Origin of the sequence: Mesorhizobium sp. B2-4-13 (assembly GCF_006658535.1) — a bacterium.
GTDB lineage: Bacteria > Pseudomonadota > Alphaproteobacteria > Rhizobiales > Rhizobiaceae > Mesorhizobium > Mesorhizobium australicum.
Genome location: NZ_VFVB01000015.1, coordinates 25,273 through 37,410, shown reverse-complemented (window position 1 = coordinate 37,410; position 12,138 = coordinate 25,273). Strand labels below are relative to the sequence as shown.

Below are 12,138 nucleotides of genomic sequence, written 5' to 3'. Positions count from 1 at the left end.
CTCGTGGCGACCACCTGTTGAGGTCTGACGCTTGACCGGCGCTCGCTCACAGGCTTGAGTGCTTGTCTGCTGGCTCGTGGGGATGTGGCAGCTATGGCTAATGAACTCGGGTACAGAACGGCACGGGATCTGTTCATTGCTTGTCCCGCCATCGCCAGGGACATGAAATCGCTGGCCACGGGTCAGCCGCCCCTAGATTTTTGCCGTAGCCTGCTTGCCGGGCGCGTGCCGGAAGAAGCAGTCACGTTCTGTGCTTACCTGTTACCCGAGCGAGCCGCCGTCTGGTGGGGACATGAATGCTTGAGCAATGTCGCCGAGCTGCTCGCTGGCCAGGACCTCGAATTGCTGGCGCTTGTCCATGCCCGCGTCGGCGAGCCTGACAATCTTCAACATCAAGCAGCCTTGAGCAATTCCTTGCAGCTGCCGCCGGCAACGCCGGCCGCCTGGATCGCACTGGCAGCGGTATGGCGTCACCCGACCCTCAAAATGGAGTCCAGCGGATTCCCCGCCGCCCATGCCGTCAATGCCGCAATCCTGGCGGGACTGGCCCGCGTGGCGCTGGCGGACCGATTTACCTTGCTTTCCGCCTTTGTCGAAATGGGCATCGAGATGGCTCAGCTTGAGGCGTAACGGGTTCGCCGTTCGCCTCCCCTGCTTGCCCTCCCTCGTCGCTGGCACCAGCCCAGCACTACTACTGGCAGCCGCCTTGCGCCCATCTGGCCAGCGCGACCTTGAATCGGGTACCCAGCGGATGCTGAAGGCGAAGGACCGAGACGTCGTTGGCAGCGAAATTCTTCGCCTGCTCGCAAAGCCGGGCCTCGTTCCACTCATGGCAGCTGTCGCAGTGCTTGCCTTCCCACACCGACTTGTCGAGACCTTCGACCGGACTGAAAAGCGGTTCGCCCTTGATCAATTGGGCGATGCTCTTGCCGTCGATCACCGGATCCCCGAACGTGACCGGGCGATCGAAAAAGATTGGCCCGTCAGTGGCAAGCTTCGGGATCTTCGCTCGAAGAACATCGAGCGCAAGCTGGTCGTCAGTCTGGGCTGACGAGCCGCCGGTGTTGCGCGTCCCGGAGCTGGCTTCATCAGGCGGGGTGCTCGCTTCACCCACGATCAGCGGCGCGTTGAGATCGACCTTGTGCAGGACAACCTCGGTGGTCAGGGAGACATTGGTCCAGGGGCGCTGCTTACCGCCTGTCGCCCTGAAGACGTCGCTGGTTACCCTGTTCATCGCTTCGGTAATGGAGACATTGGATTCGCCAATGTGCTGAAGCAACGCCGTCGTGAAGGGCGAGTGGTCGCCGGACCCATCATAGGCGAGCTGGTTGGGACTGGCAGCGAACGCAATGAGCGTTCCCGCACCGCCGTTCTCAATCCCAATTTCCGCAAGCCCGCTGCTTGCACCTTTGATGCCCGCGGTCTTGGCCAGCACATCGACCAAAGGATTGTCCCGGCAAGCGTCCAGAAATACCAGCCCGATGCTGGTCTCGCGAGACATCTGCCGCAAAATGAAATCGACCGACACGGCCTCAAAGTCGAGCGAGGTTTCGTCCTCGAGTGCGGCATCCACCGGAAGCAGGTAGTTCTTGCCGGAGACCTGCAAGCCATGTCCGGCATAGAAGAAAAGCGCGATATCGGCGCCGCGCACCTGCTTGGCGAACTGGGCGACGGTCGCTTGCGTCTGCTGCTTGGTAAGGTCGAAACCGGAGACGACCTCGAAACCAAGGTTCTGCAGGCGCTCGACCATGGCCTGCGCGTCGCGCGCGGGATTGGCGAGCGGCGCGGCGTGCTGATATTGCGAGTTGCCCAGCACCAGCGCGACACGACGCTCGGCAGTGGCGGCGGTCAAGGTGAAAAGCAAGACCATCGTGACAAGGCCAGTGCCGCGAAACAAGCCTGCGCAAAACGCCAATGGACGGGAGCCCACCCTGACCTCAGTTCGCGAGCTTCGTGGCGGAGAATTCGATGCGCCGATTGAGCGCCTTGTTCTTTGCCGTATCGTTGGCGGCAACCGGCCGCTCCTCGCCATAGCCGGTGGCACTGATCTGGCGGCGCTGCAGGCCATCGGCGACCAGCGCATCGGCAACCGCCCTGGCGCGCCGTTCCGATAGCGTCTTGTTCGCCTCTGGCGAACCGTCCGAGTCCGTGTAGCCGGTGACCTCAACATTCAGGGTCGGGCATTTGCCGACCACCCCCTCGACCTCGGCGAGCAACGGACGGCTCTTGGCATCAAGTCGGGCGCTGGCTGCACGGAAGTAGATGGCTCCGGTGCGCGACAAAACAGCAAACCGGTTGAGGCACTCCTCGTCGCTGAAATTGGCTTTCGCAGCGTCGGTGGCCACGGGGCCGACTTCGGCGGCGTTGGCTGCGACTGTCTGCACAGCACCCGGCTTGCTGCCCTCGGCAACAAAGACGAAGTCGAAGGACACCGACGCAGTGGGCACTATGTTCGTCACATTGGCGGCCTGCTGCAGCTTGTCGACGTTCGGCAGCAGGCCGAAGTCCTCCACGTGCACCGCAACGGGAGCCTCGGAAGCAACCGAGACCTGAGTATCACTGATCATGGTGACGACGACGCTCGCCTCCAGATCCTTGTCGACGCCATGCAGGCTGAGCCGGAAGGGCAAGCTTGCCTTGATGCGGCGCTTGGCTGGCAAGTCGGCAAAGGCCGCCGGGTCCACCTTTGCCGTCAGCTCGGCCGTCGGGTACTTGAACGTTTCGAAGAACAGGAAGCGCATGCGCACATTGCGGAGGTCGACGCCGGTGTCGACGGAATTGAGATCGAAGCTGACCTTGGCATCACCGGCGGAAGTCAGCGTGCCGGTAATATTCCTGATCTTGTTGGTTTCGACGATCGTGTTCTTCTTGACCGACTGATAGGTAAGCACCGAAGCGTCCGGATCGAGCGTCCAGTTCGGCGCGGCACTCGCCGATTGCGGTCCGAGGAATAGCAGTCCCAATATCGCTATGACGACAAAGCCAGGACGCTGCGCTTTTGCTCGCGCTCGCCAGAATGCAACGACTTCGAACATGGAACGCCCCCGCCAGGCAACCCGATCCAACTAACGGCATCGGCGCAATCATAGAGCACTTGTCCCTGCTTGGCGAGCAGTTCCAGCGCTTGCGAAACCTACGATTGCCCTGCACTTGTGGTGCGCTGTGGTGGCGCTATCCCCCCCAGCCGCCACCGCCACTACTGCCACCGCCGCTACCGCCGGCGCCACCGCCGCCCAAGGGCGCAATGACGGGCGCGGTTTCCTTCTTGACCGGTGTGAGCAGTTTCTTGGCGCTCACATTTTTGTGCTTCACCACCTTTGGCGCGGTCGTCGTACCAACCGACTTCGTACGATGTGTCGTCGTCGTAGGCTCAACGGGAGGCGCGATGGTTGTGCACCCTGCCACCGTAAGGAATAGGACGATTGCGACGATTACCTGTTTTAGTGACCAGCCCACCTGTTGCCTCCATGTTGTCAGAACAAGTCCCGGCGCGGGTTGGCTTGCTCCCAGACCGCCCTGGCGGTCTTGATCAGTTGATCGTCCAACGAACCGTTGGCCGAAATCTTCGCCTTCAGGTCCCCACGCATCTGCTTCAAGGCCGCCGACTTCGCCTTGGCGCCAAACTTCGCCAGGGTATTCCTGGCATCGGGAGTCTCGTTGCGAAGATCGAGCGCGGCCGCGAAGGCAAGATAGCGCACCGCCACGGCCTGGTCCGCTTTTTCGCCCCTTTGCATCTCCAGAGCTGCGCGATCATACGCAGCCGACTGATCGCCGCGCGCCGTCGCCAGCTCGAACAATCTTTGCGCTTCTTCAAGATCCTGCTGCACGCCGACACCGTCCCTGTACATGCGCGCAAGGCTGCCGGGAGCGTAGGGCTGGCCGAGATCCATCGATTTCTGAAAAAGCGAGAGCGCTGTCTTGGGGTCTTTCTCGACCCCCGTGCCAGCGAGATAATTGCGGCCGAGCAGGTTCATCGAGTACATGTCCTGCCGCTCGACGCCAGCCTTGAGGAAAGCCACGGCGCGAGCTGCATCGGCAGGCACACCATTACGGCCTTCGGTGAAGATGGCGGCGAGGTCGTTCATGGCATAAGTGTGCCCCATCGCCGCCGCCTTGAGCAGCAGATCCAGCCCTTTGCCGGTGTCACGTTCGATGCCATATCCGTTGAACAAGGCGCGACCCCACGAGGTCATCCCATAGGGATCGCCCTTGTCGGACGCTGCAGCATAGAAGGTATTGGCCTGCTTGCGATTGACGGGCATTCCCGTTCCCGTCGCGTTGAGGTAGCCCAGCTCGAACACTGCGCGCACATGCCCCTTGTCGGCAGCCTCCTGGATCGCCTTCTTGGCCTCATCGGCCTTACCAACCGCAAGCAACGCCCGGCCGAGCTGGTAGTGGAAGCGAGCCACATCGGGATAGGCTTTCACCGCCGCCCGGCAGACGTCAACGGCGTTGCTGCTGATCTCATTCGGCAACAAACCGGGGACGACGCCCTGCAGGTCAAGTGGCTCACCGGCCTCCCTGTCGCATGGGTCGACGCTTGGCGAGAGCTTCATCGTCGCCGGCTTCGAGGACATGTTGTCGGCCCTGATTTCAAAGCCGACGATCAGTGGCTGGACGGCGCCAATCTGGGGTTCATAGCGCAAGTGGTCGACTTCATCGGCCATCAGGCTCGAATCTGGCGACAAGGTCCGATCCGGCAGCGACAGCGTTCCCGTTGCCGGATAGCCCGCAAGTTTTAGGCTGACCGCCGGATCCGCGGTTGGGAAATCCAGTTGCAACGGAACCGGGCCGACGCCAACTGGAACATGGACTTCACGATTCTCGATCGCTTCGGCGGCGCCAGCAATGTGAATGCCGCGTTCCACCGCTTGCTGCTTCTGCTCGGACTCCAGCGAGGCTATAAGTTGCTTGCCCTCGGCACCCTCACCATTCTTGACCCGGAACACCAGGATGCCCTGGGATTCGCCACCCCAATTGTCGCGCGTTGAATAGGCCAGCATGTCGACTTCTTCCTGGGCACCCACACCTTTGGGCACGTCCATTCGCAATCGCGGGAGATCCTTGCCGGCAATCGGCTCCCCCGCCGCAACCGGCTTGCCGTCCAAAATCAGACGCCCTAGCGCCGGCTGCCTGTCAATGCTGACGGTGACCGCACCGCCATCGACATCGACCGGCTCCGGCAAGTCGAGCGCGACAGGCCCGACGCCGGACGGCACGACCTTTTCCAAGACCGGCGGCAGTGCAGGCCGGTTGGCGCGACGCATGAGGACGACTTCGTCGATCAGCGATGAGTTTTCCCAAGGCACCTGCTTACCGGCCGTAGCCTGGACCACATCCCTGCGAACGGCCGCCATGACCGAGCGTATCTCCTGGTTCGGCGCCAGCGCGCGACGGGAGAAGGCGGAGGAGAAGGGGCTGAGGTCGCCATTTCCGTCATAAGCGACGGCTCCGGGCTCGGTGGCGAAGGCTATAAGCGTGTTCAGCGAGCTTTTCACCTGCGCAAGGCCGGTGTTGCCAGCAACGATCAGCTGGTCTCGCAACCAATAGTCCTTGCGCGGAAACGGATTGTTGCGGCAGGCGTCGAGGATGATCACCTGGATCTTCGATTTCGTCCGCAACTGCTGCAGCACATCATCGAGCTTGACGGCCTGCACCTCAATGTCGGCCGCGTTCTTGAGCGATGCATCGACCGGGATTAGGAAATTTTCTCCGCCGATCTGAAAGCCGTGGCCGGAATAATACACGATCGCCAGATCGGCACCGTCAGCTGCCGCGAGGTAGTTGCGGAACTGCTTTTCGAATTCGATCTTGGTGAGATCCTTGGCGACGAACACATCGAATCCGGCCAGCCGAAAGGTGTTCGACACGTCCTCGGCGTCCTTGTCCGGATTCTTGAGGGCCGGAATCTCGCGGTATTCGGAATTGCCGATGACAAGGGCGACCCTACGATCGGCACAAGCTTGGAATGTCGTGAAGCTCGCGAGCATCAGGGCCGCAATGAACGCAAAACATCGCAGCATGGCGCATCCTTAACTGCTCATGGCCTGGAGGGCACAAGACACAGCTTGCAACAACCTGGTCTGTCAAAGACTTCACAATCTGCCCAAAACGGCAAGGTCGCACCACCGATGGATGGCAGGTGCTGTTCCCACACTCCTAAAATAACCCAGTGGCGTGGGTACCGCAACAAGCGGGGCGAATGCGACCGAGCCTCCGGGCGTGATCGGACTGTGCAGGGCTGCTTGCTGTCGCCTGGTTGGAGCGGGTGAGCGAGCGCGCCAAAAAGGCGAAGTCTCCTCAAATTCTTCACAGAGCTGAATCTAGAGCCGAGTCTAATGTCCCAGTCTGTGCTACCAGAACACGCAATGCGGGCTTTGGCGCGACCCAAAAAGTTCGAAAAGCTTCCAGGAACCCCAGGCAGTGGCCAATTGTAGAACCCCCTATCGACCGCTTCGGGGGCGAAAGCTGTCTGCTGTCGAAATCATTTAGGGTGAAGCGGACATCCCGAAGGCGGCAGGCGCCTACGTGGTATTTCGCGCGACAAGAAGTAGACATGGAGCGGAAGGTACGGCGAAGATGCTGAGGGCGACGCCGGAACGGGAAGCCTGCCGCGGCAACCCCACGCCCCTGGGATTGATAGTGAGTCGACTTTGTCGGAACTCCCTTTAAGCTGTTGAAAAAATGGAGCCTCTGCTAGTCCTAGGAGAAGGGCTAATCTTCAATGCAAGGCGTGTCTCGACCCTGCTAAAAAAGGCTGGCATCGTTCCCAACCGCCACATCAACAGCGGACAACCGTCACTTCACGCCTTCCTACTTTCGCAAGCCGCGCCGCGAGCAGGCGAGCGTATCGTTATGTTCTCGCTGGTGTCGGCTACTATTCTGCCATCACCGCGGAACCCGTTGCCGCGTCCGGCAATGTGACGGCGATCGCCTCCTGCCGTGGCGGGTGCTGCGGGGCAACAGCAAACCTCACCCTATCGAAACGACTAGGACGCGCGTACCGGGATATTCCCAGTTCCTAATGGAACAAACAGCGCCACCTCAGATTTGAAAAGGTCCGCTGGCTTTAGAGCGCGGATGGCTGGCCCTCCGCCACGGCCGGCGGGTCTGCGCCCGCATGGCGCACGCGACAAGCACGACAGGATTACACCCATGAAACGTCTGCCCCATATTCTGCTCAGCTTGGCCATGATGATCCCCACTTCCCTGCTGGGCGCTGAACAATGGGAGGGGTTTGGGATCAAGCATCTCGGATTCGTATTCGATGTTCCCCCGGGGTTTGTGCTTGCCCAGCGCTCCGATCAAGGAGCAGCCTTTGAGGGCAAAAACAAAGCATTTCTTGCGGTCTGGGGGGCGCAACTCGGCAAGGCAAGCTTTCGCACCGAGATCGAGCATCGCATTGCCGTGAACGAGAACGACGGCTGGAAGGTGACCTACAAGCGAGTGACCCCGCAATGGGCGAGCTATTCGGGACTGAAGGACGGTCAGATCCTGTATGTTCGGGCTATCAAGATCTGCGGGGACAGAGCGGCATTGTTTACGGTCAACTATGCTCGCAACGAGAAGGTCCCCTATGATCCGCTTATCGTTCGCATGGTCAAATCACTGAAGGTCCAGGGCTGCTAAGCCGGGCCTGTGGATGGCCCCGTCATCCAGCCGCCGCGGATGACAGCTTCTGTGGCTCGCCCCCAATCGGCTTCCTAAGCGGAGGCGCGCGCTGATACGCCCCCGAAAAGCTCTTGAAGCTCCCCCTTGGGCAGTGGCTTGGACAGCAGAAAGCCCTGGAGCTGCTCACAGCCGAGCTTGCGCAAGTAATCGCACTGGCTTTCGGTCTCCACCCCTTCGGCAGTGGTGCTAAGTCCGGTCGCGCGGGCCAGGTTGATAATTGCCTGAACGATGGCCTCGTCACCGTTGGAGCGACCAAAGCCCTGCACGAAGCTTCGGTCGATCTTGATCCTGTCGACTTCCAGCGTTTGGAGTCTCCCCAAGGAGGAGAAGCCGGTGCCGAAATCGTCGAGTGCAAAGCGCACCCCAATGCTGCGCAGAGCCTCGATGTTGTTTCGGCATTCGCTCCGGCGCTCCGACAGAGCACTTTCGGTAACTTCGATTTCGAGCCGCCGCGGATCCATGTGCGTCTCCAGCAAGATACTGGTCACTCGCATGGCGAAACTGGGATTGTTCAGCTGCAAGGCCGACACATTCACAGCCAAGGTCTCGATGGGCCAATCCACCGCGTCAAGGCACGCCTGTCTGAGAACCAGTTCGCCAAGCTTTTCAATCAGCCCTGCTTCCTCGGACAGCGGTATGAACAAGTCCGGTGCAACCCAGCCCCGCTCCGGATCAGACCAGCGGGCCAGCGCTTCGACACCGGTCATCCTGTTTGTGTCGGCGGCGTATAGCGGCTGATAATGGACCTGGATCTGGCCGGTCGCATCCAGCGCGTTGCGCAGGTCCTGTTCCATGCCCTTGCGCATGGCCAACGTCAGATCCATCTCGTGTCCAAAGAAGGCGTAGCTGCTGCGGCCCCCGGCTTTGGCATGATAGAGCGCCACGTCGGCTTTCCGCACCAACTCGACCGTGTCCACCCCGTCCTTGGGTGCAACCGCTACCCCGACACTTACGCCGACAAAGACTTGCACCCCGGCGACCTCGAACGGCCGACGGGCAGACTCGATCAAATGCTCGCATAGCGCCTTGACGTCATTCTCGCCGCCAACCGCGCGTTGGATGATGATGAATTCATCGCCACCAAGACGCGCCACGGTGTCGGTTTCAGTCGTGAGCCGTCTTAGCCGGTCCGCGAACTCCCTGAGCAGCTCGTCACCCGCCGGATGGCCAAAGCTGTCATTAACCTGCTTGAAGCGGTCGAGGTCGAGGTAAAGAATCGCGAGCTGCTCGTCCGTCGACGGCAGGCGCGCCAGCGCATCTGCCAGACGCTCGTTGAACTGACCGCGATTGGGCAGCGCTGTAAGCACATCGTTGTGAGCGAGGTGGTAGATCCGGTCCTCCGTCTCGATCAGCTTCAACGTCCGCTTGCGAAAGCCTATCAGGGCCATGATGACACCCGACAGCACCAGACCAAACAAGGCGACGAGAACTGGCACGAGTTGCAAGAGGACAGAGCCTCCCGGGCGGTATGGCCGCCAAACGAAGAAGCCGATAGGTCCAGATCGGTCGACAACGGGATACGAAGCCTCGCCGGAAGCAAGGTTACTGTCCCAGGAAAATCGGGCGCCATCGAGCAGATAGTCCTGCCGCAAGGAGGTAAGAAAACTGCCGTCGAGATAGCGAACGGCCACATGCAGGAATTCCTGGCCTGGCACCTGCGCGATGTGGCCACTGTCGGAAACCACAGGCTTGATACTGACGACCGCGGGATGGCCGGCGATAACGGCCATGTCGGACGCACCTATGGTGAGCACCTGTTCGGTAACACCTTCGGTGTCCCCTCGTTTCAGTCTCGCTCTCAACGTCTGGACGAGAGGCTCGGTGGTCGCGTGTATGGCGCGGTAGCTGCCAGGGTCAGCGGTCGAACCGTCGGTGAACGCATAGATGGGGACATCATTGGCATCGAGAATATAAACCTGGTCATGACCGAAATAGGTATGCATCCAGCTGCCGAGATTGGTATCAAGCCATTTCGCATCGCCGCTGCGCAGCGCTTTAACGGCGTCGTCCCAAACCGTTACGCTCTCCTGATCATGTGCCACTGCGCTCTCCAGCTTGGAGATAATCAGTGCAACCAGGCTTTTCTGCCGCGCCGCGGCGACGCGGTCGGTCTGGATCGTGGACCAAAGCAATAACCCGGTGGTGATCGCTGCAATGAGCAGTGTCAGCGCGATGACGGGCAAAGCCGTTCGCACCAGGAAGAGACGACGGGTCGGCTCGGCAAAATGTCGCAGCAGTTTCATGAGATGGCTATAGGCGATGAAGACTTCTGGACCGTTAAAAGGCCTGCGCGAGAAGCCCGGGTGCGTGCTCTTCCCCGGCAGCCTGGCGTTCGGGGTCGCCGCATCGCGCGGAGCAGCGGCGACGAAAGTATGAAAACCAGCGAGAGCCGGACGCTGCGGGGGCACCGAACTGCGCCGGCATCTGGGACCGCAAACCTGCCTTTCAGATCAACCGATCCGCGTCTCGGTTCGTCGGTCGAGACGTATCGCGCGGTACCAAGCGCCTGGTGAAACTGCGCGGCTAGGTTAGTAGCGCGACCTGTCTCTCAGCGGACACATCGCCATGGCCGGTATATGCAATTTCGCTAAAATTATCGGAACTCATTGCCGTCTCACGTTTTGACTCCCCATTCCAGGAGTTCGGGTGCGCATGGGTAAGACCGAAGACCGGCTGTCGTTTATCGAGTTCCAATCGCCAACGTTGGTCGAGAAAGCTCCTGACCGCGGCAACTGGCTTCACGAGATCAAGTATGACGGATACCGGACCCAACTCATAATGGAGGGCGGAACAGCGCGAGCCTTCACGCGCCGGGGTTACGATTGGTCCCTGCGGTACAAGAGAATCGTTCAGACCGCGGCGAGCCTGCGGGCAAAGTCCGCGATCATCGATGGGGAGGCTGTTGTTCTGGGCGAGACAGGCCTTCCGGACTACCAAGCGTTGGAACGGGAGCTGGGCAATCCGGGTTCGCCGAGGCTCATCTTCTATGCGTTCGACCTGCTTCACCTCAACGGCAGCGATCTTCGGCAGCAACCGCTTTTGGAACGCAAGGCCGCCTTGGAGAAGCTGCTCAAAGATTCAGCGCCGACGCTGACCTATGCAGAACATCTTGAGGTGAGCGGCAAGGACATGTTCGCGCATGCCTGCCGCATGGGCTTGGAAGGTATAGTGTCAAAGCGCGCCGATTCCCCCTATCGCTCCGGCGTCCAGACAAGCTGGGTCAAGGTCAAATGCATCAAGAGCGACACCTTTCCTGTGGTGGCTTTCGTCGAGAAGCTTGGCGCTCGGCCGCGCCGGATCGCCTCGCTCTACATCGGCAGGCGCGAAGGCGACCGGCTGCTTTATGCCGGCAAAGCCCAGAGTGGCTTCAGCTTGAGCATCGCGCGACAGGTCCGGGAGCGACTGGACCCGCTGATTGTCGACAACTCGCCATTGTCGGACCCGATCGACAAGCCCAAGGCCACATGGGTCAGGCCGGACGTTCTGGCCGAGGTGCAGTTCAGCAGCGTCACCGACCGCGGCATCTTGCGCGAAGCGGTATTCAAGGGCCTTCGTGAAGATCTCGTCACGATCCCCGCAAAGCCGCCCGCCGCATCGAAGCGGCGGAACAGGGCCGAGGGACACGCAGTGCCCCCTGAGAACATTCTTCAGCTCCTGCCTGACGCGGTCTCGCCGTCCAAGGAAGCCCTTATGCGCTACTGGGAACAGGTTGCCGAGCAAGCGCTGGTCCATCTCGGCCACAGACCACTGAAGCTGGTGCGCCACGCGAGCGGGACCACTTTCTATCACAAGGGTCCCTTGCCGGATATCCCGAGCGCCGTGCACCAGCTGCGCATCCGAAAGCGCGAGGGTGGGGAGGGTGTGCGCGTGTGGGTGGACGCTCTCGCCGGTTTGCTCGGTCTGGTCGAGATGGATGCGGTCGAACTTCATCCCTGGAACGCCACCGTTGATGACATCGAGCAGACCGACCGCGTCGTGCTGGACCTCGACCCCGGCGATGGCGTCGAGTGGGAGCAGGTGATCGAAGCGGCGCTGGCGCTTCGCGACATCCTGGAGGCTTCAGGTCTGAAGAGTTGGGCCAAGGTCACCGGCGGTAAGGGCATCCATGTGATGGCTCCTCTTGAGACCAAGATGACCCACGACAACGCGCGGCAACTCGCCAAATCGCTTGCCCGGTGCCTCGCTGACGCACATCCTGACCGCTACCTCTTGTCTGCTGCGCCGGCGGCAAGAACGGGACGTATTTTCATTGATTACCTTCGCAACGGGAGAGGCAACACGGCCGTGGGCGCGTTCTCTCCACGCGCACGCCCCGCATTTCCGATCGCCCACCCTGTGACATGGGGCCAGGTTGAGCGGGGGGTGCGTCCAGACGCCTTCACCATGGATCACCCGTTCAAGGCAGCCATCAGGAAAGCAGCCTGATTGAACGAGATGAAGCCAGTGCCGCTGTGCTGTGTCAGTGCT

General features: G+C 60.9%; 7 protein-coding genes. 3 read left to right on the top strand and 4 right to left on the bottom strand.

All coding sequences use genetic code 11. The features are described 5' to 3' along the window. The first annotated feature begins 93 nt into the window (after nucleotides 1–93). Nucleotides 94–630: a hypothetical protein gene (locus FJ936_RS28775; RefSeq protein ID WP_246680582.1), complete on the top strand. Its 537-nt coding sequence runs from the start codon at nucleotides 94–96 to the stop codon at nucleotides 628–630. A gap of 61 nt (nucleotides 631–691) precedes the next feature. On the opposite strand, the gene FJ936_RS28770 is transcribed toward FJ936_RS28775, so the two are convergent. The 3 genes from FJ936_RS28770 to FJ936_RS28755 all read right to left on the bottom strand — a co-directional run bounded on the left by FJ936_RS28770 (nucleotide 692) and on the right by FJ936_RS28755 (nucleotide 6,023). Then, nucleotides 692–1,870 (bottom strand): caspase domain-containing protein, encoded by a 1,179-nt coding sequence (locus FJ936_RS28770; RefSeq protein ID WP_181171228.1) that lies wholly within the window; start codon nucleotides 1,868–1,870, stop codon nucleotides 692–694. Nucleotides 1,871–1,937: 67 nt separating this feature from the next. Continuing rightward, nucleotides 1,938–3,035, bottom strand: a complete 1,098-nt coding sequence (locus tag FJ936_RS28765; RefSeq protein WP_140789699.1) for an OmpA family protein — start codon at nucleotides 3,033–3,035, stop codon at nucleotides 1,938–1,940. 438 nt (nucleotides 3,036–3,473) lie between these two features. Further along, entirely contained in the window at nucleotides 3,474–6,023 is a 2,550-nt protein-coding gene (locus tag FJ936_RS28755; protein ID WP_141907345.1) for a caspase family protein, read from the bottom strand. Between the two features lie 1,132 nt (nucleotides 6,024–7,155). Here FJ936_RS28755 and FJ936_RS28745 point away from each other — a divergent pair. Next, complete coding sequence (locus FJ936_RS28745) at nucleotides 7,156–7,629, top strand: hypothetical protein (RefSeq protein ID WP_141907344.1); 474 nt, start codon at nucleotides 7,156–7,158, stop codon at nucleotides 7,627–7,629. Nucleotides 7,630–7,703: 74 nt separating this feature from the next. Here the strand turns inward: FJ936_RS28745 and FJ936_RS28740 are convergent, their stop codons facing one another. Beyond that, on the bottom strand, nucleotides 7,704–10,079 hold the full coding sequence (locus FJ936_RS28740) for an EAL domain-containing protein (RefSeq protein ID WP_246680580.1): 2,376 nt from the start codon (nucleotides 10,077–10,079) through the stop codon (nucleotides 7,704–7,706). A gap of 244 nt (nucleotides 10,080–10,323) precedes the next feature. On the opposite strand from FJ936_RS28740, the gene ligD reads away from it, so the two are divergent. Then, nucleotides 10,324–12,096, top strand: coding sequence for a DNA ligase D (ligD, locus tag FJ936_RS28735; RefSeq protein WP_141907343.1), 1,773 nt, complete (start codon nucleotides 10,324–10,326; stop codon nucleotides 12,094–12,096). Nucleotides 12,097–12,138 lie beyond the last annotated feature (42 nt).

What these genes read in the sequence shown, in the direction of transcription:
- FJ936_RS28775 (WP_246680582.1), top strand. Translation starts at nt 94, where the DNA reads ATGGCTAATGAACTCGGGTACAGAACGGCACGGGATCTGTTCATTGCT.
- FJ936_RS28770 (WP_181171228.1), bottom strand. Translation starts at nt 1,870, where the DNA reads ATGGTCTTGCTTTTCACCTTGACCGCCGCCACTGCCGAGCGTCGTGTC.
- FJ936_RS28765 (WP_140789699.1), bottom strand. Translation starts at nt 3,035, where the DNA reads ATGTTCGAAGTCGTTGCATTCTGGCGAGCGCGAGCAAAAGCGCAGCGT.
- FJ936_RS28755 (WP_141907345.1), bottom strand. Translation starts at nt 6,023, where the DNA reads ATGCTGCGATGTTTTGCGTTCATTGCGGCCCTGATGCTCGCGAGCTTC.
- FJ936_RS28745 (WP_141907344.1), top strand. Translation starts at nt 7,156, where the DNA reads ATGAAACGTCTGCCCCATATTCTGCTCAGCTTGGCCATGATGATCCCC.
- ligD (WP_141907343.1), top strand. Translation starts at nt 10,324, where the DNA reads ATGGGTAAGACCGAAGACCGGCTGTCGTTTATCGAGTTCCAATCGCCA.